General features: G+C 68.7%; 19 protein-coding genes. 11 read left to right on the forward strand and 8 right to left on the reverse strand.

Translation table 11 applies throughout. The features are described from left to right. Position 1: 1 nt before the first annotated feature. The 4 genes from CNO20_RS15175 to CNO20_RS15190 all read left to right on the forward strand — a co-directional run bounded on the left by CNO20_RS15175 (position 2) and on the right by CNO20_RS15190 (position 4,810). Positions 2-370, forward strand: coding sequence for a DUF3209 family protein (locus tag CNO20_RS15175; protein ID WP_101296975.1), 369 nt, complete (start codon positions 2-4; stop codon positions 368-370). Beyond that, positions 367-1,659, forward strand: coding sequence for an outer membrane protein assembly factor BamB family protein (locus CNO20_RS15180; protein WP_394337267.1), 1,293 nt, complete (start codon positions 367-369; stop codon positions 1,657-1,659). Before CNO20_RS15175 ends, CNO20_RS15180 begins: the two co-directional genes overlap by 4 nt. Positions 1,660-1,829: 170 nt before the next feature. Continuing rightward, positions 1,830-3,395: an amidase gene (locus tag CNO20_RS15185; RefSeq protein WP_233204216.1), complete on the forward strand. Its 1,566-nt coding sequence runs from the start codon at positions 1,830-1,832 to the stop codon at positions 3,393-3,395. Positions 3,396-3,490: 95 nt separating this feature from the next. After that, the gene (locus CNO20_RS15190; RefSeq protein WP_101296976.1) at positions 3,491-4,810 is read left to right on the forward strand and encodes a nickel pincer cofactor-dependent isomerase, group 22; all 1,320 of its coding nucleotides are present in this window, start codon (positions 3,491-3,493) and stop codon (positions 4,808-4,810) included. 27 nt (positions 4,811-4,837) lie between these two features. Here CNO20_RS15190 and CNO20_RS15195 read toward each other — a convergent pair whose 3' ends face one another. After that, positions 4,838-5,272, reverse strand: coding sequence for a universal stress protein (locus tag CNO20_RS15195; protein ID WP_101296977.1), 435 nt, complete (start codon positions 5,270-5,272; stop codon positions 4,838-4,840). Between the two features lie 179 nt (positions 5,273-5,451). On the opposite strand from CNO20_RS15195, the gene CNO20_RS15200 reads away from it, so the two are divergent. Together CNO20_RS15200 and CNO20_RS15205 are read left to right on the forward strand one after the other, a co-directional pair. Then, positions 5,452-6,369 carry a dihydrodipicolinate synthase family protein gene (locus tag CNO20_RS15200; RefSeq protein WP_101296978.1) on the forward strand — a complete coding sequence of 306 codons (918 nt, stop codon included), beginning with the start codon at positions 5,452-5,454 and terminating at the stop codon, positions 6,367-6,369. Positions 6,370-6,494: 125 nt separating this feature from the next. Continuing rightward, complete coding sequence (locus CNO20_RS15205; protein ID WP_101296979.1) at positions 6,495-7,619, forward strand: zinc-dependent alcohol dehydrogenase; 1,125 nt, start codon at positions 6,495-6,497, stop codon at positions 7,617-7,619. 62 nt (positions 7,620-7,681) lie between these two features. On the opposite strand, the gene CNO20_RS15210 is transcribed toward CNO20_RS15205, so the two are convergent. Together CNO20_RS15210 and CNO20_RS15215 are read right to left on the reverse strand one after the other, a co-directional pair. After that, the gene (locus CNO20_RS15210) at positions 7,682-8,854 is read right to left on the reverse strand and encodes an enolase C-terminal domain-like protein (protein WP_101296980.1); all 1,173 of its coding nucleotides are present in this window, start codon (positions 8,852-8,854) and stop codon (positions 7,682-7,684) included. A 91-nt stretch (positions 8,855-8,945) separates the two neighbouring features. Further along, entirely contained in the window at positions 8,946-10,043 is a 1,098-nt protein-coding gene (locus CNO20_RS15215; protein WP_101296981.1) for a mandelate racemase/muconate lactonizing enzyme family protein, read from the reverse strand. A gap of 91 nt (positions 10,044-10,134) precedes the next feature. Here CNO20_RS15215 and CNO20_RS15220 point away from each other — a divergent pair, with 91 nt between their 5' ends. Next, on the forward strand, positions 10,135-11,301 hold the full coding sequence (locus CNO20_RS15220; RefSeq protein WP_158237427.1) for a mandelate racemase/muconate lactonizing enzyme family protein: 1,167 nt from the start codon (positions 10,135-10,137) through the stop codon (positions 11,299-11,301). A 33-nt stretch (positions 11,302-11,334) separates the two neighbouring features. Here the strand turns inward: CNO20_RS15220 and CNO20_RS15225 are convergent, their stop codons facing one another. From CNO20_RS15225 to CNO20_RS15235, 3 genes are all read right to left on the reverse strand, one after another. After that, positions 11,335-12,504 (reverse strand): enolase C-terminal domain-like protein, encoded by a 1,170-nt coding sequence (locus tag CNO20_RS15225; protein ID WP_101296983.1) that lies wholly within the window; start codon positions 12,502-12,504, stop codon positions 11,335-11,337. 72 nt (positions 12,505-12,576) lie between these two features. Then, positions 12,577-13,851: an MFS transporter gene (locus CNO20_RS15230; RefSeq protein WP_143423237.1), complete on the reverse strand. Its 1,275-nt coding sequence runs from the start codon at positions 13,849-13,851 to the stop codon at positions 12,577-12,579. Positions 13,852-13,911: 60 nt separating this feature from the next. Beyond that, complete coding sequence (locus CNO20_RS15235; protein ID WP_101296985.1) at positions 13,912-15,141, reverse strand: enolase C-terminal domain-like protein; 1,230 nt, start codon at positions 15,139-15,141, stop codon at positions 13,912-13,914. Positions 15,142-15,247: 106 nt separating this feature from the next. On the opposite strand from CNO20_RS15235, the gene CNO20_RS15240 reads away from it, so the two are divergent. Both CNO20_RS15240 and CNO20_RS15245 read left to right on the forward strand, forming a co-directional pair. After that, positions 15,248-16,192, forward strand: coding sequence for a dihydrodipicolinate synthase family protein (locus CNO20_RS15240; RefSeq protein WP_101296986.1), 945 nt, complete (start codon positions 15,248-15,250; stop codon positions 16,190-16,192). A 167-nt stretch (positions 16,193-16,359) separates the two neighbouring features. Beyond that, a complete protein-coding gene (locus CNO20_RS15245; protein ID WP_101296987.1) occupies positions 16,360-17,604 on the forward strand; it encodes an RNA-guided endonuclease InsQ/TnpB family protein in 1,245 nt (414 codons plus the stop codon). 77 nt (positions 17,605-17,681) lie between these two features. Here the strand turns inward: CNO20_RS15245 and CNO20_RS15250 are convergent, their stop codons facing one another. Then, complete coding sequence (locus CNO20_RS15250) at positions 17,682-19,469, reverse strand: thiamine pyrophosphate-binding protein (protein WP_101296988.1); 1,788 nt, start codon at positions 19,467-19,469, stop codon at positions 17,682-17,684. Between the two features lie 166 nt (positions 19,470-19,635). Between CNO20_RS15250 and CNO20_RS15255 the strand changes: the two genes are divergently transcribed. Further along, positions 19,636-20,178, forward strand: a complete 543-nt coding sequence (locus CNO20_RS15255; RefSeq protein WP_101296989.1) for a Rossmann-fold NAD(P)-binding domain-containing protein — start codon at positions 19,636-19,638, stop codon at positions 20,176-20,178. On the opposite strand, the gene CNO20_RS15260 is transcribed toward CNO20_RS15255, so the two are convergent. Next, positions 20,122-21,387: an RNA-guided endonuclease InsQ/TnpB family protein gene (locus tag CNO20_RS15260; protein ID WP_101296990.1), complete on the reverse strand. Its 1,266-nt coding sequence runs from the start codon at positions 21,385-21,387 to the stop codon at positions 20,122-20,124. The two genes, CNO20_RS15255 and CNO20_RS15260, sit on opposite strands and share 57 nt — an antisense overlap. Before the next feature lie 38 nt (positions 21,388-21,425). Here CNO20_RS15260 and CNO20_RS23075 point away from each other — a divergent pair, with 38 nt between their 5' ends. Continuing rightward, on the forward strand, positions 21,426-21,563 hold the full coding sequence (locus CNO20_RS23075; protein WP_158237428.1) for a hypothetical protein: 138 nt from the start codon (positions 21,426-21,428) through the stop codon (positions 21,561-21,563). Positions 21,564-21,622 lie beyond the last annotated feature (59 nt).

Here is a 21,622-nt window from a genome sequence, read left to right on the forward strand (position 1 = left end):
CATGAGCTGTCACGAAATCGAAGCACTCAGACTCGGACTGATGAACGTCCTCGGAACGGGGGACAGACACGCCCGCGAACACGCGGAGAAGGAACTCGAAGGCCACCTCGACGGGCCCGTCGGCGCGCTCGCGGCGGCCGAAAGTCTCGCAGAAATCGAGCGGCACCTCGACGCGGCGCTGGTCGACCTCGAGGAGGAGGTCGCGGCAATGGACTCGGAGAATCCCGAGTACGACTACGCGCGGGGGCGACTGCTGGCCGTCCGCGACGCCGAACGGGCCGTGCGTCGTCTGACCGCACAGGGGGAGAGCGTCGTCGACGGCCTCGGAGACGCCCACGACCTGCTCCACGAGACGTTTCCCGAGGAGTGACCGTGTCCGACAGCGCACCGAACTTCCGCCGAATTCCGCTCGGCGAGATCGACAGCGCCCGGAGCAGACACATGTGGACGCGTTCGAGCGTCCACGTCGCGGACGATCTCGTCGCCGCGGGCGAGTGGGACGGAACGGTCGCGGCGTTCGACCGGGACACGCTCGAACCGCGCTGGCGGGCCGAACACCCAGATCACGCGGTCGGTCTGGACGCGTTCGGCGAGACGGTGGTCGTCGCCGGACGCGGAACCGCGGGGACGATCGCGGCTTACGATCGGGAGACCGGCGAACGTCGGTGGTCGTACGAGACGAGCGAGGACATCGGCGAACCGACGAAGGACAGCGTCTTCTCCCTCCCGTACGTCGTCGCGCTCGAAGCGGCCAGCCGAACCGAAACGAGGGGAGGCGGGGACGACACCCTCTACGCGACGGCCCGCCGGTACGAACGGGAGGGCGGAGCGCGGCGCTGGCGCAGCGCGGTTCTCGCGTTCGACGCCGACGGCGGCGTCCGCTGGCGGTACGAGACCGACGCCTCGCCGATCGCGCTCGCGCTCGACGGCGGGGGCGACCGACTCGCCGTCGGGTACAACCGGTGCGGGGGCGAGCACGACGACGGCCTCGTCGTACTCGACGCCGAGTCGGGCGAGCCGGTCTGGCGCTGGGACCCCGGAACCGCCGGGGACCGCCGGGTCGGCGACGTGTCCTTCGACGGGGATCGCGTCGCCGTCGCGAGCCACGGCGACAAGCGCGGCTACCTGCTCGGCCCCGGCGGCGAGGAGCGGTGGCGGGTCGAGCTCGCGGTCGAAGCCGAGATCGGCGACGAGACGCTGTACGCGTACCCGAACCACGTCCATGCCGGGAACGACCGCGTCGCGTTCGTGACCGGGAACACCTACGCGAAGGAGAGCCGCGAGACCGATAACCGCCACCCGAACGAACACCGGATCGCCGCCTTCGACGCCGACGGCGAGCCGGCGTGGGACGCGTCCGTTCGCGGCTTCGTCCACGGACTCGCGGCCGACGGCGGCGCGATCGTCGCGCCGTGCGCCCAGAACTTCCGCGTCCGCGATCCGGAGACCCACGCGGTCCGCCGGTTCGACCTCGCGACCGGCGAGAGCGGCGGCGAGCGCGTCGACGGCATCGCGACGGCCGCGGCCGTCGACGGCGACACGATCGCCGTCGTCGAAGAACCGATCGCGTACCACGACGGCGGCGCTCACGGCGAGTACGCCCTCCGCGTCGGCTCGTTTCCGTCTCTCCGGTCGGGACAACGTCGGTCGAATCGATAGGCGTCGTCCCCGCGCGAGACGCGCCGGTCCGCTCGCCGGAGCCGTCGACGCGCCGGAAGCGGCGGCGGGACCGAATGCTTAACTCCGGCGGGGAACACCGTGTCGTGTGAACGCACCGCACCCACGTTCGATCCGCAGCGCAGAGGCGTCTCCCGCGGGGGGAGACTGAGATGCCGATGCCGACCTCGCCGCTCTCGGCCGACCGGGTCGCGGCCACCGCCGCGTCGCTGGGGATGGACCTCTCCGACGCGGAGGCCGAGCGATTCGCGGAGCGCGTCAACGAGGAGCTCCCGGGGTACGCGGCGCTCGACGGGTTCGCCGGCGACGAAGCGGATCGAGACGTCGCTCTCCGGGACGTGCGGTACGATCCCGGTCCCGACGACGACCCGCTGAACGCCTTCATCACGCGCTGCACGGTCGAGGGGGCGGACGACGGACCGCTTTCGGGCCTCGACGTGGCCGTGAAGGACAACGTCGCGCTCGCGGGCGTTCCGCTCACCTGCGGGTCGCGCGTGTTCGAGGGGGTCGTTCCCGGCAGCAACGCGAGCGTCGCGGACCGCCTCCTCGACGCCGGCGCTCGCATCGTCGGCAAGACCAACATGGACGAACTGGCATACGGGCCGACGAGCGAGACGAGCCAGTTCGGCCCCGTCCGCAACCCGGCTGACGAGGCGCGCGTGGCCGGCGGGTCCTCCTCGGGGAGTGCGGCGGCCGTCGCGGCCGGCGGGGGCAGCGGGTCGTACTCGGGGAGCGCCGCGGTCGACGCGGCGCTCGGCAGCGACACTGGCGGCTCGGTTCGGATCCCCGCCTCGTTCTGCGGGGTCGTCGGGTTCAAGCCGACCTGGGGCGCGGTGCCCCGCGACGGCTTCGTCGACCTCGCGTACACGCTCGACCACATTGGACCGCTGGCGCGGGACGTCGAAACCGCGGCGCTCGTCTTCGATGCCGTCGCCGGCTACGATCCGCGGGACCCCTCCTCGGCGCTCGCGCGCGAGATCCCCGTCGGCGAGTGCGCGGCGTCGCTGTCCGATGCGCCCGAGGTCGGGGACCTCTCGCTCGGCGTCCCCGAGGAGCTGTTCGCCGACCACGTCTCGGCGCCCGTCCGCGAGCGCGTCGAGGGAGTCGTCAAGTCGCTGGCGGCGGCGGGCGCGGAGATCGAACGGGTGTCGCTGCCGACGGTTCCCGAGTCGGTGTACGTCTGGAACGCGATCACGAACACGGAACTCGCGGCCGCGTTCAGGCGGTACGGGATCCCGATCGAGCGGCCGGGGCCGTTCGATTCGGTGCGCACCGACGGAATGGCGGCGGCGATCCGGGGTTCCGGCGTCGGCTTCGGCGACGTGGTTCGCGAGAAGACGATCCTCGGCTCGCACCTCCTCGATCGATACGGCGGGCGGCACTACGTCCGCGCGCGCAACGCGTGTGCGCGGCTGCGCGAGGAGTTCGCCGCCGCCCTCGACGGGCGCGACGCGCTCGTGTCGCCGACGATGCCGGTCGTCGCGCCGGAACTCGGCGCGTGGCAGGCGCACAGCTACGGCGCCTCCGACGACGGAATCGACGTGCCGCTGGCGTACAACACTCGGCCGGCGAACCTCGCGGGAGTGCCGGCGATCTCCGTCCCTGCGGGGGAGGTCGACGGCCTTCCGATCGGTGTCCAGTTCGTCGGCGAGCGCTCCGACGATGCGCACCTCCTGCGGGTCGCCCGGACGTTCGAACGCTTCATCGAGGGATCGTAGCGACAGGACCTCGGCGGATTACTCTCTCGGTCTGATAGGATCCCGCAGAATCATAACGGTCGAACGCGGAGGGCGTACGTAAGACGGACACAACCATGCTCGAATTACCGGACAGCCAGCGGCTCGCGGCCATCAACGACGCATCGATCGACGAGTTTCCGGACTTCGTCCTGCTTGAACAGGAGCGGAACCACCCGGAGGTGGAAAACGTCGCCGCCGCAACGGTCGAGGCGGTGGACCGGATCCACCACCTCGACGAATTGGCCCCCGGGGCCGAGGTCGGCGTCACGGCCGGAAGCCGGGGGATCCACGACATGCCTATGGTGCTTCAGGCGATCGTGAAGTCGCTTTCCGACCGCGGCCTCGACCCGTTCATCTTCCCGGCGATGGGGAGCCACGGAGGCGCGACCGCCGAGGGGCAGCGCGAGATGCTCGCCTCGCTCGGGATCACGGAGGAGACGATGGGGTGTGAGATCCGCTCCTCGCTCGCGGTCGAGGAGGTGGCGACCGACGCCGAGGGGCGGCCCATCTTCGCGGCGAAGGACGCGCTCGAAGCCGACGCCGTCGTCGTCGCGAACCGGGTGAAAGCGCACACGGACTTCACGGGCGAGGTCGAAAGCGGCCTCGCGAAGATGACCGTCATCGGCATCGGCAAGCAGCGCGGGGCCGAGGTGACGCACAGCGCCGGGCTGGCGAAGGGTCTGGACGAGGCCATCCCCGAGCGGGCGGCCGCGCTGTTCGAGCACGTCCCCGTCGTCGGCGGCGTCGCCGTGATTGAGAACGCGGACGACCGCGCGGCCGCCGTCGAGGGGCTCCCGGTCGAGGACATCCTCGACGAGGAGCCCGCGCTCCTCGCCCGCTCGAAGCGACTCCTGCCGACGCTCCCCGTCGACGAACTCGACCTCCTCGTGATCGACGAGATCGGGAAAAACATCTCCGGGACGGGGATGGACACGAACGTCGTCGGGCGGATGCTGTACCACGGACAGCCCGAACCCGAGGACCTCTCCTACGCACGCATCCACGTCCGTTCGATCACCGAGGCGTCGCACCACAACGGCATCGGGATCGGGCTCGCGGACTTCGTCCACGCCGACGCCGTCCGCCAGCTCGACCTCACCGACACGTACATCAACGGCATCACCGGCGGCGAGCCCGCCCGGGCGCGTATTCCCGTGGTCTGCCCGACCGACGAGGTCGCGTTCCTCCTCGCGTACTCGTCGGTCGGCGTGAGCGACCCGGGCGAGCTGCGGATCGCGCGGATCCCCAACACGCTCGAACTCGGCCGCTTCCTCGTCTCCGAGCCGGTCGCGGCGGAGCTGGCAGAGCGCGAGGACGTCTCCGTCGTCGCGGAGCGCCCGCTCGACCTGGCGGACGGCGATCTGCGGGCGGATCCCTACGACCGGCGGTATTGAGCGCGACGACCGGCAGGTGCGAGCGGATCAATCCCCGTCGCTCATCGCGGCGACGACCGGCACGTCGGCGTTCAGGAGCACCGACTGGGTGGTGCTGCCGAAGATGGCCTTCCCGACGGGCGTGCGCTTTCGCCCGCCGATGACGACGTACCGGGCGTCGAGCCGGTCGGCCTCGTCGAGCAGCTCCGTCACCACCTCGCCGACGCGACCGCGGGTCTCGACGCCGCCCCGGCGATCGGTCGTCGCGTCGACGACGGCGCGGGCGATCGACTCGGCGTCGTTCTGCCCGTCTTCGATCGTGTACGGTTCGGTCCGCCGCCGGTCCTCGCGCCGCTCGAACTCGTCCTGCGGGAGGACGTGCAGCACGACCAGCTCGTCGCCGTACGCGTCGGCGAGATCCTGACCGACTGCGACCACGTGGTCCGGCTTCTCGTCACCGTCTACCGCGGCTAAGATCACCATGCCCCTCCGATTTTCGCCACGAGAACAAAAAGCTGTGTGAGGGGTTCGACGGCGCTACCTCGGCGGTGCACGGTGCCCCGTCGGCGGCGCTGCCGTCGAACCGTCGACGGGGCACCGGCGCGGCGAGTAAAATCGGGGTATTCGCTAGAGTCAACTTCCCGGGGGTGGAGAGGCAAACGATGCCAAAGAGCGAAACACCGGAAATCGAAGGCGCGCTGTGTCCCCTCGTCACGCCGTTCGCCGACGGGGCGGTCGACCACGAGCGGCTCGAAGCGGTGATAGACTACGTCCTCGCGGGAGGAATCGACGGGCTGGTTCCGTGCGGGACGACCGGCGAGTTCGCGAGCCTGACGGACGATGAGTACCGCGCGGTGCTGGAGACGACGGTGGACCGCGCCGGGGACGCCCCCATCGTCGCGGGGACGGCCGACACGAGCGTCGAGGCGACGCTCGACCGGATCGCGGTCGCGGCGGAGATCGGCGCGGACGCGGCGCTCGTCACGCTGCCCTTTTTCCACACCGCCAACGACCCCGCGGGCAACGTCGCGTTCATCGAGGCCGTGGCGGACGACTCCTCCCTTCCCCTGTACCTCTACAACATCCCCGCGTGTACCGGGCAGGAGATTCAGCCGTCGGTCGTCGCCGAGGTCGCCGGCCACGACGCCGTCCTCGGGCTGAAGGACTCGGGCGGCGATTTCGACTACTTCGCGTCGCTCCTCCGACGAACCCCGGACGAGTTTCGGCTGCTCCAGGGGTTCGACAGCTACCTCGTCCCCGGTACGCTCCTCGGCGGGAGCGGCGGCATCAACGCCCTCTCGAACGTGATTCCGGAGGTGTACGCCGCGGCCGCCGAGGCCGCCCGCGATGGGGATCTCGAACGCGCGCGCCACCTCCAGTCCGAGTGCATCGGGCCGCTGTTCGAGGCGTGCGTCGAGCACGGCTTCGCCCCGGCGACCAAGACCGCGCTCGTCGCCCGCGACGTCGTCCCGTCGGCGGCGGTCCGGCCCCCGCTCGTCGAACTGGACGACGAAGCCGAGGCCGAACTCGCCGACACGGTCGATCGAGTTGTCGCGGCGGCGTCTTCGCGAACGCGGTGAGCGAAGGCTCGCGGCAACTTCGTTGCTGCGCCGTCTCCGCGAACCGAAGCGCACGAGCCCGCGAATCCGGCGAACCGGGCCGCCGAGACGAGGTTATTTGTCGTCCCGCGAGAGACGCCTGCGTGATGAAGTCTCGCACACTCGTGATGGACGAGTCCGGAGCGATCGAGCGCCGCGAGGTAGAACTGCCCGACCTGGGACCGAACGACGTCCTGGTTCGGGTCGAACTTACCGGCATCTGCGGGTCGGACGTGCACATGCGCGACGGCGGGTTGGATCTCGACTACCCGGTCGTCCCCGGTCACGAGTTCGCCGGGATCGTCGAGGCGGTCGGCGACGAGGTGACGACCGACTCGAAGGGCGACCTCGTCTCCTCCGGCGACAAGGTGACCGTCGTGCCGGGAATCAGTTGCGGCGACTGCTGGTACTGCGACAACCTGCCGACGCGGCCGCTCGCGTGCAACGACCGGAACGTCTACGGCTTTCGGAGCGTCGAGCAGGCCCCGCACGCCCACGGCGGGATGAGCGAGTACTTCGTGATCGAAGGCGGAGCCAGCTTCTACACCCTCCCCGAGGACGTACCCGTCGAACTCGGGGCGCTGGTCGAGCCGCTCTCCGTGGCCTCCCACGCCGTCGAGCGGGCGTTCCAGCCGGGCGTCCCGCACGCCCGCGAGGGCTTCGGGATCGGCAAGTCGGTCGCCGTGCAGGGGGCCGGCCCGATCGGGATGCTCACCGCCGCCACCGCGCGGGCCGCCGGCGCCGGGCAGGTCATCGCCCTCGACATGATCGACGAGCGCCTGGAGATGGCCGAGCGCTTCGGCGCGACCGACACCGTGAACGTCGGCGAGTACGACGGCGACGGGTTCGTCGAGGCGGTGAACGAGTTGACGCCGAGCGGCGACGGGCCGGACGTCGTCGTCGAGGCCGTCGGTCACCCGAGCGCCCTCGAACAGGCGATCGAGATCCCGCGCAACGCGGGCACGGTGGTCGAGGTGGGACACTACGCCTACAACGGCGAGGCGGCGATCGACCCCTCGCGGCTCGTCCACAAGGAGCTGAACGTCTTCGGCAGCCTCGCGTACCCCCCGGTCCAGTTCGAGACGGCCATCTCGCTGCTCGACATGACGCGGGACGAGCGGCCGTACGAGGAGCTTTTCAACTACCGGGTCGGCTTCGACGACGCCGAGGCGGCCTACGAGAAGCAGGCGAGCGGCGAGGCGTACCGCGCGACCATTCACCCCGGACGCTGACGCGCCCTGACGCCGACACGCCCTGACGCGCTCGGGCGGAGAGCGCACTCGGACGAATCGACCTACCCGAAGGTTCGTCCGCCGACCCTGTTCTCCTCGACGTACTCCCAGTCGTACTCGACGCCGAGTCCCGGTCCGTCCGGAACAGCAACGGTGCCGTTCCCGTCGAGGCCGTCGAAGCGATCAGTGTAAGAGCCGTAGATCGGCGGTTCGGCGTGCGGGACGGCGCAGTCGGGGTGGACGAGGCCGAGCTCGTAGTAGTTCGAGTTCCGCGTGGCCGCCATGCAGTGACGCTGGGCGGGGCCGGCGAGGTGGTACTCCGCGTCGAGGCCGAACCCCTCGGCGACGCGCGCGATCTTCATCGCCCCGGTGACGCCGCCGTCCCAGATCGGATCCGCGCGGACGAAGTCGGTGGCGTCGGCCGCGACGAAGTCGGCGTGCGGTTCGACCCCCCGGACCATCTCGGTCTGGAGGAGCGGCGTGTCGAGGCGCTCGCGGAGCAGCCGGTGGCCGTGGGCGGAGCGCCCGCCGTCGGCGTACGGGTCCTCGTACCAGAAGAAGCCCTGCTCGTCGCACGCGCGCCCGACTTTCAGTGCGTCGCCCCAGGTCTCGTACTCGCAGACCGGGTCGAACATCAGGTCCATCTCGTCGCCCACCCGCTCGCCCACCGCCCGGACGGTCTCTACCTCGCGGTCGACGTCGCGGTCGTCGAGACCGCCCACCGGATGGATCTTGAACGCGCGGTACCCCGTCTCCAGGCACTGCTCGGCGAAGTCGGCGTACGCCTCGGGCGAGTTCAGCCCACCCGCCTCGCTCCCGAAGTAGGTCGACGCGTAGGCGGGCAGCCGGGTGCGGTAGGTGCCGAGGAGTTCGTGGATCGGCGCGTCGTAGTACTTCCCCGCAAAGTCCCACAGCGCGACGTCGATCGGACCGACGCCCATCCCGTCGTACTTCCGCAGGGCGCGCTTCAGGTCGTACCAGATTCGCTCGCGTTCGAGCGGGTTCCGTCCGACGAGAGTCGGCGCGACCATCGCCACCTGGGTGTACCCCGGCGGGTTGCCGCCGACGAACTCGCCGGTCGCGCCGGCGTCGGTGTGGATTCTGATCCCGAAGGCGGTCCGCTCCAGCGTGTGACCCGGTTCGTAGACGAGATCGACCCCCTTCGGATTCGTGTTCACGTCCGCCAGCGGGTAGGTGAACTCGACCGTCTCGATCCGCGTGATCTTCGGCGCCATGCGGCGCATTTGCGCAATCGGGCGATAAACCTAGGGGCTGGAGCGGACGGTGTCAGGGCGGCAAGAGGGAGGGTCGCGCACCTACCGTCGGCTAGTCTTTCGACGGAACGAGGTACTCCGCCTTCGCCTCGGGGTCGATCCGGTAGCCGTGGCCCGGTTCGTCGGGGAGGCGGACCCGGCCGTCCTCGATCCGCGGCGCGTTCTCGACCACGCCGCCGACGTCGTACTCGGGGATGTACTCGACCATCCGGCCGTTCGGCGCGGCGCTGACGAGGTGCGCGCTGACGGCGTAATAGATGTGCGGGATAAACGGCACCCCGTGTCCGGCAGCGAGGCGGGCGACCTCCCACTGGCCCGTCACCCCGCCGGCCCGGACGAGGTCGGGTTGGGCGATCTCCATGCCGCCGCTCGCGAGCAGGTGGCGGAACTGCTCGGGGCGGTAGAGCATCTCGCCGCCCGCGACCGGGGGCGCGATGCGCTCCGCGACGCGGGCGTGGCCGTCGAGGTCGAACTCCGAGATCGGCTCTTCCACCCACGCGAGGTCGCGCGGTTCGAGCGCCCGCACCGTCCGGACCGCCTCGGCGACCGTCCACGACTGGTTCGCGTCGACGGCGACATCGGCGTCGGGGCCGACCGCCTCGCGGATCGTCTCGACGCGCCGGGCCTCCGCCTCGGGGCTCCGGTTCCCGACTTTCGTCTTGAACGTCCGGAACCCGCGCTCGGCGTACTCGCCGTGGACGGCCGCCAGCTCTTCGCGGTCGTAGCCGGCGTCCATCCGAGACAGGTACGCCGGAACCTCCCGCTCGTCGCCGCCGAGGAACCGGTACAGCGGTTCGCCGGCCGCCTTCGCCTTGAGGTCCCAGAGCGCCACGTCGATGGCGGCCCGCGGGTGGGCGGACATGCCGAGTTCGCCGGGGTAGTAGAGGGTCCGCTCGCGCATCGCCTCGCGGACCGCCTCGGTCTCGAAGGGGTTTCGCCCGACGAGCAGGTCCGCGAAGGCGTCTCGAAGGTACGACTCGAAGAGCTCCGCCGCCCGCCACGTGCTCAGCCACCCGGTGCCGCGGTAGCCGGCGTCGGTGTCGAGTTCGACGACGACCCAGAATCGCTCGGTCACCGACGCGCGGGCGTCGCCGAACGTCTCGCCCGTCGGAAGCCCGAGCGTATAGGTTTCGACCTCGGTGATCTCCATGCGGGGCGTTCGACGCGCCGCTTCGATAAGTGTGTGCCTCTCGGTCCCACCCACCGCACCGCTTTTTGCTGTGCCGTGCGTGCGTCGACCGATGCAGATCACCGACGTGAGCGCGGTTCCGCTCTCGGATCCGGTTCCGGAGGAGAAGCGACACAGAACCGACCTCGGAACGAAAGTGAAGAGCGACGCGGTGCTGGTGTTCGTCGACACCGACGAGGGCGTGCGAGGGCTCGGCGCCTCGCTCGGGACGCCACCTGTGGTGGAGGCGGTCGTCGAGCACGAGCTGGCCCCGCTCCTCGCCGGCGAGGATCCGATGGACACGGAGCGCTGCTGGGAGAAGCTGTACGCCGGATCGCGCTGGAAGCCGTCGCTCGACAGCGGCTACTCGCAGCCCCGCGAGGACCGCCGCGGGGTCACTCTGGAGGCCATCGCGGGCGTCGACATCGCCCTGTGGGACCTCAAGGCGAAGGCGCTCGGCCTCCCCCTGTACAAGCTGCTCGGCGGCGCGCGCGATTCGATCCGGGCGTACGCGAGCGGCGGCTGGGCCCCGGGTGAGGCGGCCGCGGACGAACTCGCCGGCTACGTCGAACAGGGGTTCGACGCGGTGAAGATGCGCGTCGTCGGCGAGGACGGGTTCTCCGTCGACCGCACCGCGGCGCGCGTCGAGGCGGCCCGCGGCGGCGTCGGCGACGGCGTCGACCTGATGGTCGACGCGCACGGCTCGCTCGACGTGTCGACGGCGATCCGGCTGGCGAAGCGCCTCGAACGGTACGACGTGAGCTGGTTCGAGGAGCCGGTCTCGCCCGACGACCACCCCGGCCTCGCGGAGGTGCGGCGCGCGACCGAGATCCCCATCGCCACGGGCGAGCGCGAGTTCACCCGGTTCGACTTCCGCAGCCTGCTCGACCGGGGAGCCGTCGACGTCGTCCAGCCGGACGTCGCCCGCGCGGGGGGCATCACCGAGTCGCGACGAATCGCCGCGATGGCGTCCGCGCGGGGACTCCGCGTTGCGCCGCACGCCTGGGGCAGCGGCGTTCTCTTCGCCGCGAGCATGCACCTCGCGCTCGCAACGCCCAACTGCCACATCCTGGAGGTGAGCCGGGCGCACATGCCGATGCTGTTCGACCTGTTCGAAGAGGAGTTCGACGTGCGCGACGGCGTCGTCCGTCCGCCGGACCGCCCCGGCCTCGGCTTCACGCTCCGCGACGACTACGCGGAGCGGTTCAAGTACGTGGAGGGACCCGAGTACGTGTTCTGACCTGCCGTCAAGCGGTCGAGCGACATCGCCACCTCACTCGTAGACGTGGACGCTGCCGGTCCGATTCTCCTCGATGTACTCCCAGTCGTACTCGACGCCCACTCCGGACCCCTCGGGGACGGGAACGGTGCCGTCGGCATCGATCGCGTCGAGCATGTCCGAGTACCCGTCGCGGTACACCGGCGGCATCGTGTTCTGGCACTTCGGGCCGACGAGGGCCATCTCGTAGTAGTTGGCGTTGCGCGTCGCCGCAATACAGTGGCGCTGGGCGGGGCCGGGCGCATGGAATTCCACGTCGAGGCCGAACCCTTCTGCGACGCGGGCGATCTTCATCGCCCCCGTGATCCCCGCGTCATATTCTGGATCCGCCCGCACGAAGTCCGTCGCGTCGTTGGCGACGAAGTCCGCGTGCGGTTCGAGTCCGCGGACGTGCTCGGACTGGAGGATGGGGGTGTCGAGGAGTTCGCGGAGTTTGCGGTGGGCGTGCTGGGAGATCCCGCCGTCACGGAAGGGATCTTCGTACCAGAAGAAGCCCTCTTCGTCGCAGGCGCGCCCCACCTTCAGCGCGTCGCCGAACGTCTCGAGTTCACAGGCCGGATCCAGCATCAGGTCCATCTCCTCGCCCACCCGCTCGCCCACCGCGTGCACCGCCGCGATCACGTCGTCGGTGTCCCGCCAGTCGCCGCCCCAGACGTGGAGCTTGTACCCCGGGTAGCCCATGTCGAGGCACTGCTCGGCGAAGTCGGCGTACGCCTCCGGCGAATCGAGGCCGCCATTCCGGTCGCCCTGATACGTGGAGGCGTACGTCGGCAGCCGGGTGCGGTAGGTGCCGAGGAGTTCGTGGATGGGCGCGTCGTAGTATTTACCCGCGAAGTCCCACAGCGCGATGTCGATCGGGCCCATGCCCATCCGATCGTACTTCCGCAGGGCGCGCTTGATCTCGCTCCAGTGGCGCTCGCGCTCTAAGGGGTTTTTGCCGACGAGGTAGTTCGCGAACGTGTTGATCTGGGCGGCGGCGGGCGAGTTCCCGCCGACGTACTCTCCCGAAATCCCCTCGTCGGTGTGGATCCGCAGCGCGAACAGCTTGCGCTCGGTCGTCTCCCCCGGCGAGTAGACCAGGCTGAAGCCGCCCGGGGCGTAGCCCACGTCCTCCATCGGGTAGCTGAACTCGGTGCTCTCGATCCGCGTGATAGTTGGTGTCACAGAGAGGAGGACCGGTGGAGCGACGAAGAAGGTTGGCACCGAAGCAAAGAGCGCGTACGGAGCGGGCGGGGATCAGTCTTCGGGCGCGTGACGGCCGACCGGGGTCGTCTCCGCGTGGCTCTCCGTGACCCGCCAGGTCACCAACAGCGCCCCGGCGAGGGCCAGACAGCTGCCGACCGCGAACGTCAGCTCGAAGCTCGAAAGCGACGCTCCCAGTCCGAACAGCGGCGGGCCGAGGGTGCCGCCGAGGCCGCGCGCGGTCGAGCGGAGGCCGATCAGTTCGGATTCGCGCTCGGTGGGCGCGACGTCGCCGATGAACGAGATCGACCCCGTGGTGAGCGCGGAGAACGCCGCGCCGAGCGTGAACATGCTCACGCCGGCGACGGCGGCTCGCAACCCGACGTCGGCCGGGAGGATCGCCGCGGCCATGACGAAGCCGTGGATGGCGGTTCCGACCATACCGCCGACGATGAGCGGCTTTCGCCCGACGGTGTCGGCCGCGCGCCCGAGAACGTACATGAAGGCGATCTGGACGGCGGGGTTGATCGCGAGCACGACGCCCATCACGGGCTCCGAGACGTCGAGTTCAGAGACGAGGTAGACGGGGAGGAGGCTGCTGATCCCGATGACGGTGGCGTTTCTGAGGAACACCGCCGCGTACAGCCACTTGAGCCCGTTTGATTCGAGGTGGTCACGACTGGTCGCCTCTGGGAGGAGCCGTCGACGGACCTCGGCGAGGATTTCTCGGACCGTGGGCGTCCGGTCGCGGGTGGGCGTCGGATCCTCGACGACGAGCGCCGCCAGCGCGACGACGGCCGTCAGGGCGGTCACCACCAGGTAGAGGCTCCACGGGGCGAGCAGTCCGAGTAACGTACCGGCCGCCAGCTGACCGCAGGTGAACCCGATGGCCTGCGCGCTGCTGAACAGCCCGACCGACCGGCCGCGGGCATCCGCGCCGCCGCGTTCGTTGACGATGGTCAGCATCACCGGGAGCAGGCCGGCGAGGAACGCGGCGTACAGCGTTCGGATGCCGAGCGGTGCCCAGATTCCGTCGATGAAGGAGAGAGGGAGCGCCGCAAACGTCGCCGCGACGGACGTCACGAGCAGCACCGTCCGCCGCCGCCCGGTAATGTCGGCGATGGCGCCCCACAGCGGCCCGAACACCATGTGGCCGAAGAAAAGAGCCGTGAGCACGAGGCTCACCGCTAACGGCGATCCGCCCTCGCGCCCGATGTAGACGGCCATCGCCGTGCCCATGAGGATGGGACTGCCCTTGCTCGCGGCCGCGACGATGGAGATAGCGAGCCGCTGGCGCTTCTCGGACGAGCGCCCGACCCCGCCGCTCACGCCGACCACCCTCCGGCCCGTTCCCCGGCCAGACGAGCGAACAAAGCCACTACCGATCGCTCACCAGCGGGGCTTGTTCGGGAGCCACGCGGCGCGTCCGACCTCCGTCTCCGCGTCGGCGTACTCGGCGGCCATCGAACTCACCGACGAGTACGCGAGCGGGTCCGTCTCGTGGTAGCGCTCGCGCATGCGCGCTAACTCCGACTCGTCGAGTTCGACGCCGAGTCCGGGCTCGTCTGAGAGCGCGATACACCCGTCCTCGAACGCGAGCGGGCCGCCCTCGATCACGTCCTCCGCCATCCAGGGGTAGTGAGTGTCGCAGGCGTACCGCACCGTCGGCATGGCCGCCGCGACGTGCGCCATCGCGGCCATACTCACACCCAGGTGCGAGTTCGAGTGCATGCCGACGCCCAGGTCGAGCGTCCGGGCGGCGTCGTCGAGGCGCAGGTTCCCGGTCATTCCGCCCCAGTAGTGGTGATCGCTCAGGATGACGTCGACGGCGTCCAGCTCGACCGCGGGGGCGATCTGGTCGAACTCCGTGACGAACATGTTGGTCGCGATCGGGTAGTCGACGTTCCGTTTTAGCCGGGCGTGGGCGTGCATGGTCGGGACGGGGTCCTCCAGGAACTGGACGCGCAGGTCCATCTCGCGGAGGCGGCGGGCGATGCGCGTGGCCGTCTCCACGCTCCAGGTCCCGTTGGGATCGATGCGCAGCGGGACGTCGCGGCCGAACTCCTCGGCCAGGAGTTCGAGCGTCCGGAGCTCCTCGTCGGGGTCGAGCACGCCGCCCTTGACCTTCAGCGTCCGGAAGCCGTGCTCGCCGACGAACTCGCGCGCCTCTTCGACCATCGACTCCGCCGAGTCGACCTCGTACGGCGCGACGGACGCCGAGTCGGGGTCGGAGTCGGCGTACTTGTAGAAAAGGTAGCCGGAGAACGCCACCTCGTCGCGGACCTTCCCCCCGAGGACGTTGTAGGCGGGTTCGCCGAGGTGCCTGCCGAGCAGGTCGACGAGCGCGGTGTCGACCGCGCCGTACGCCATCGGATCCTGCAGGCGGAGTTCCAGCGGTTTGCGGGCGAAGGGGTTCATTCCCTCGACGAGGCCGGCCGCTCGCTCCAGCGCGTCGATTACGCGCTCGTCGCCGTAGGTTTCGCCGACGCCGACCTCGCCGTCAGCGGTCGTCAGTCGGACGATGGTCCGTGCCGCGACTTCGCTGTGCGCACCCCAGGAGTTCCGCAGCGGCGGCTCGCGGTGCGCCACGGGGATGACTTCCATCTCTCGGATCTGCATCTGTCACGTAGTGACACAGCGGAGATCTCGTTAAAGCTACCGACTGAACGGGCCGTCCGCCGGGCGGCAAGACTTTTACCCGCCGTTTGCGAGCTATCGTCTAGCGATGAGCTACGAACCGCTCAAATCGGACCTCAGAGGCGTCGCCTTCACGAACCCCACGCCGTTCAGCGACGACGGCGAGGAGGTACTCCACGACGAACTCGCCGACAACGTTCGGGCGCTGAAGGAGGCGGGCGCGCGCCTCGTCCTCCCCTGCGGCAACACGGGGGAGTACTACTCCCTGTCGGATGATGAGCGCGTCGCCGTCGTCGAGACCGTCGTCGACGCGATGGACGGGACCGGCTCCGTCGTCGCCGGTGTCGGCGGGAGCACGAAGAGCGCGCTCGATCTGATCTCTCGGTACGAGGAGGTCGGCGCAGACGGTATGATGGTGATGCACCCGGTTCACACGTACATGCACGAGGCGGGCGTTCGCCACTACTACGAGCGCATCGCCGACGCGACCGACCTTGGAGTCGTGCTTTACAAGCGCGGCCCGGAGCTGTCCGTCGAGAACATCGCGGCGCTCTCGGAGCGGGAGAACGTCGTCGCCGTGAAGTTCGCGGTGAACGACGTAAAGGAGTTTTCGAAAGCGGTCGAGATGGCGGAGGGCGACGTCGTCTGGTCCAACGGCATCGCCGAGCGGTTCGCGCCCGCCTTCGCCGTCGAGGGGGCCGAGGGGTTCACCACGGGCATCGGAAACTTCGTCCCAAAAGCGGTCCTCGCGCTCATGGAGGCGCTGCGCGAGGGCGATTACGATCGCGCGAAGCGCATCCGGGATACGCTCTGGACCTACGAGGATCTGCGCGAAGAGCCGGGCGAGGGGAACTTCATGGACGCGGCGAACAACGTCCCCGCGGTGAAGTACGGCATGGAACTGGCCGGGCTGTACGGCGGTCCGGTCCGGGAGCCGCTCGTCGACCTCGGCGACGAGGACAGGGCGCGGGCCGAGGAGTACTACGAGCGGATCCGCGCGGCCGAGTACGAGCCTGCGCAAACGGCCGACTGAGGACGACGGCGGGTTTCAGCATAATTCAAGGTGGAGCCTCCGACCTCAAGGAGCGACCGAAGGGAGCGAGTAGGTCGGAGAGGAAACCGACGAAGGACGGCGCAACCGCACGACGGTAGCTACCCGACTCCCGAACGTATAAGTACCGTCGGGTAGTAATCTGAAACATGGAGGTGCGTCGAACCGCGCCGGTCAAACTCATCGTCCCCGATGAGCGCCGCGACGACCTCCACGAATCCGCCCGGCAGTTCCTTCACTGTGCGAACCGCTCCGCCGAGTTCTGTTGGGACGACACCGACTACACGAACTGCGTTACGGCGAACACGACCGCACGGGACGCGCTCTACGCGGAACTACGGGAGGGAACCGACCTCACCGCGAACCTCGTTCAAGAAGCCATCCGACGCGCCGTGCAAGCGACGAAAGGGTGCGTCGAACGGTGGAAACAGGGCAAGCGCGTGAGTCAACCGGAGTTCACGTCATGGAGCATGGTCTACGATAAGCGGAGCGCGACGTTCTACCGCGACCGTGTTTCTCTTTCGACCGTCAACGGGCGCGTCGAGTGCGACTTTGAACTTCCGGCAGATAGTCCAACACCCTACGAGCGGTACGTTCTCTCGGAGGACTACGAGTTCCGGGCGAGCACACTGCAATACGATAAGGCGACCGACGAGTTCTACTTCCACATCACGACGCGGAAGTACGATAGCGACGAATCCGAGGTTTCGGAAGATACCGAGCACCAAACAGTCCTCGGTATCGACCTCGGCGTCAACAGCCTCGCAGTGGCTTCGACCGGAACGTTCTGGCAGGGCGACGAGTATGACCACTGGTGCCGCGAGTTTGAGAAGCGACGCGGTGAGATGCAGCAGCGCGGAACGCAAGCCGCGCACAACGCGCTCCTTCGACTCGGCAAGCGAGAAGAAGCGTGGCGGAAGCAGTACATCCACACCGTCGCTAACGAGATCGTCACGGAAGCCGTCGAGAACAGATGCGACGTAATTGCGTTCGAGGACCTGACGGACATCCGCGAGCGGCTTCCGCAGGCGAAGTGGCACCACGTCTGGGCGTTTCGGCGTCTATTCGAGTACGTCGAGTACAAGGCACCGGAGCGCGGCGTCACGGCGAAGCAGGTTGCGCCGAACCACACGTCCCAACGCTGTTCTCGGGCGGACTGTGGGTTCACGCACGAAGCGAACCGTGACGGCGAACAGTTCCACTGCCAGAAGTGCGGCTACGAGGTCAACGCGGACTACAACACAGCGAAGAATATCGGGCTACGCTACGCCCGAAAGCGGAAACACAGACTCCGTTCCTCGCCCAAGTCGGGGAGCGGAGACGCACCAGTAGACGTGCGTATAAATGGTGGGACGTTGAACGGCAAGAGTCACCAGCCAATTGCCGGTGACTGATTGCCGGGAGTCCACATCAAAGCCCTACCCTCAACGAGCGAACCCCGTATGGGGTGAGCGAAGTAGGGTAGGGTAGTTTACAACGTCAGCGCTGAGTCGTACTCGGCCGCCTCGGCGGCCGAGGGCTCCGTCGTCTCGACGGCCACGTCGACGAGCGTCGGGCCGCCGCGTTCGAACGCTTCGGCGACGGCGTCGCCCGCGTCGGCGGCGGTCTCGACGCGCACGGCATCCCAGCCGAACCCCTCCGCGATCTGCGCGTAGGAGGGCGACTCCCAAGTGAACTCGTGATCGTCGGTGTACTCCCGTATCTTCGGCGACTTGCTGATGATGCCGTAATCGCTGTTGTTCGAGACGACGAGGACGATATCCAGATCGTACTCGGCGGCGGTGTGGAGCTCGTGGATGCACATCATGAGCCCGCCGTCGCCGGAGAGGCACAGAACCGGGCGGTCCGGGCGGGCGATCGCCGCGCCGATCGCCGCGGGGAGGCCGACGCCCATGCCCGCCCACGATCCGGCCGTGACGAACCGCCGGCGGCCGTAGCACTCGAACGCCTGCATCGACCAGAGCCTGAAGCCGCCCACGTCGGTCGTGACGACCGCCTCGCGGGGCGTCGCCTGGCGGACCGCGGCGAGGAGCTCCGGCGTGTTGGCCGGCGCGCCGCCGCCGAACAGCCCCTCGCCGCGGAGGCGTTCGACGTACTCCTCTCGAACGGCCGAGGCGACTGACGCACCGTTCCACCGGTCGGCAGGCGCGTCACGCTCCGCCAGCCTACAGAGCAGTTCGTCACCGGCGGCGGTCACGTCAGCGACGACGGCCACGTCCGACTCGTAGGACGCGTCGACGTCGTCCGGGTTCAGGTTGACGTGCACGAGCGCGTCGCCCATCGGGAGCTCCCAGTGGTCGGTCGTCACGCCGTCGAAGTCGGTTCCGAGCGCGAGCACCACGTCGGCGGCGGCGAGCGCGCGGCGCGCGCCGGCCGGGAGGTGACTGCCGGTGACGCCGAGCCAGCGGGGGTCGTCCTCGGGGAAGACCCCCTTCCCCTTGTACGACGTGACGACCGGCGCGTCGAGGGCGTCGGCGAGTTCGCGGACGACGCGCGGGCCGTCATCGCTCCGGCGCGCGCCGCCGCCGGCGTAGACCACCGGACGCTCGGCCGACGCCAGGGCGGCGGCGGCCGCCTCGTACGCGGCGGCGTTGTCGTACCTCGTCTCGCCGACCGACACCTCGGCGTCGGGGGCCTCGAACTCCGCCGCGAGGATGCCGCTCGGCACGCCGAGGCGGACGGGTCCGTACGGCGGCGTCAGCGCCGTCTCGATCCCCCGCGAGACCGCCGCGGGCAGATCGCGCGGTCGCTCGACCGTCACGTTCGCCTTCACGACGTTGTCGAACGTGTCAGGTTCGATCTCGTGGATCGGCCCCTTGCCGCGGTCCGCCGGGTTCACGTCGGCGGAGACGTGGAGGATCGGGACGTTGTCCTCGGCGGCGTTCTTGAGCCCGTGCATCGCGTTCGTGTCGCCCGGTCCCGGGACGGTGAGCGTCGCGGCGGGCGTCCCGGACGCTTCGAAGTACCCCCAGGCGACGTGCGGGACGGCCGTCTCGTGGCGCGCCATCACGTAGGTCATCTCCCCGCGCTCGACGACGCTGCGGTCGAGCGGGAGCGTCTGCGTGCCGGGGATGCCGACGAGGACCTCCACGCCCACGTCGAGGAGCGCCTCGTACACGTACTCGCTGCCGCGCTTCGCCGAACCCGACCGCTCGACGGTGTTCGATCCGCCCGCGCCCGTCGGGTCGGCGCTATCGTCCGCACCCGTCGATCCGTCACCGTCGCCCGCGCCCCTGGATCCGTCGCCGTCGTTCGTCATGCGTAGGAAGTCCCGAAGCGCCGTGTTAGCTCTTTTGCAAACGGCCGTTCGCGTCCCTCGCCCGCCGGATCAACCCTTCCCGCCCCGAAGTCCCGTGAATCGCCGCGATCCGACGCGACTCGCCGCGAGGCGAAGGTATTACACGCGCGTCGAGTCATCTGTTCCCATGAGCCACAGCAGTCCGTTCACCGTCGGCGTCACCGGCGGAAGCGCCTACGACCTCGCGGTCGAATCGGCGGTCTTCGACGGCCTGAACGTCGATCTGCGGCCTGTCGACGTCGAGAGCACCGACGACCTCGCGGGAAAGCTCGCGGGGGCCGACGCCGTCATGGACAGGCTGATGACCGCGCCGTACACGGCGGAGGTGATAGACGCCCTCGACGGCTGTCGCGTCATCGCCCGCTGCGGGATCGGCGTCGACAAGATCGACTGCGAGGCCGCCGCCGCGGCCGGGGCGTACGTCCTCAACGTCCCGAGCTACTGCGAGCACGAGGTGTCGGACCACGCGTTGACATCCTCCACGCGCCTAAAGGCGTCCCCAGAACGCTTTGCGTTCTGGTGTGCGGACGAGACGCAGAGCGTCTCGTCAACGCGGGAATCCTCCCGCTCGGGGTCTGGCATTAGCGCCACCCCCGACGTGAGCGACTTTCTCCTATCCGTGGATACTCCGGTTCGTGCGCACTTCTTTGGGACTTTCGTGAGAGCGTGATGACTCCAGCCACTCGTGGCTGTCCCACGCGAATCGCACGGGCCGTGCCATCGGCCTTGGTACGTCTGTCTGCCGTCTCAGGAATGACTCGCTTGCAACGAGGTCGGCGTGACCCTCAAACCCGCACGAACACGTGAGCGTGTCCTGATGTCGAATCGTGTCCGTCGTGGAACCGCAGTTCGGACACGTCTTCGAAGTCCACGCTTCCGACCGGACTTCGACCGTGATACCGTATTCTTCGGCGGTACACGCCAGCCGGTCGATGAACGCCCGGAACGCCCAGAAGTTGTGCGTCTTCGCGTTCGCCCGAACCGACCAGTGCGTTTCCAGCACGTCGGTTAAGTCTCCGACATACACCGTCGAAACGCCGTCCTCGTACAGGCGTTCGAGAAGGTCGCGTACCAGCGCGTTCTGTGCGTGGTCGCGTCGTCTCGTCCGTCGGCGGTACAGCCGTCGAATCCGCTTCGAGGAGTAGCGTCCCTCGCGGAGTTTCGACTGGAGGCGAGCAATTTCTCGTGTGGTGTCGCGGAACTGGTCGAACAGGTCGCGGCCTTCGTACAGGTACTGTTGGCCGGTCGTGGTCGTACAGGCGACGAGGTGATTCGCCCCAATATCCAGAGCGGCTTCTTCCGAAGCCAGTGGTGAATCCAGTCGAGAAGTGTCGAGTTTGACTGGCTGAAAGGCCCTGAATTGGTCCGAAAGCTCGTCGTAGTACAGTTCCAACCGGCATTGCTTGCCGTCCCACTTTGGAACGCCCGCAACTTCGAGACGAAGGCGTTCGCGGGAGCCGAGGCCGTACTTCGCTTTGAGTTCTTTCCCGACGGGGATTTCGAGGCGTGAGCGGTTGCCCAGTACGAGTGTGTACTGGTCGTTGCGGATGTAGGTTCGCAACGTGCGACCGTCTTCCTCGTTGCCCCAGTAGCCGGGCGGGGAACAGCGTTCGCCCTTCTCTTTGAGTGAGAAGAACGATTCCCACGCGCTCTTGCTCTTGCGGATGAGCTGTTGGGCTGTGGCCGACCCGAGGACGCCGACGTACTGTTTGCGGTAGTCGGCGGTATCCCAGACGCTTTCGCCATCGAAGTAGTTCTGGCGACGTTCGTAGGTGAGTTCGTTCCAGAGACTGGCTGAGGCGTCCAACAGGTCGTGGAGCAACTCCGCATCCTGTTCGGAGCGGGGTCGAACGACGAAGGTGTTGGTGCGCCTTGCCATCGTAGTCTATTTGGTCCCTCGGTCTAATAAGTCTATTGATGAGACCGAACATCGACATTCCGTGGAGTATCCACGGGCGGGTGAAAGACCACGCCGAATGCAACGACATGAACTTGACTGAGGCGTATTGCGACGTGCTTGAACGCGGTCTCAAAGACGTGGAGACCCCGGACTGAGTGTCGTCGGTGGTTTGTGTAGTTCTGTGGTCGCTTGACCCCCGCCTGAAGGCGGCGGC

The organism is Halegenticoccus soli, from assembly GCF_002844195.1.
In the GTDB taxonomy this organism is placed as follows: domain Archaea; phylum Halobacteriota; class Halobacteria; order Halobacteriales; family Haloferacaceae; genus Halegenticoccus; species Halegenticoccus soli.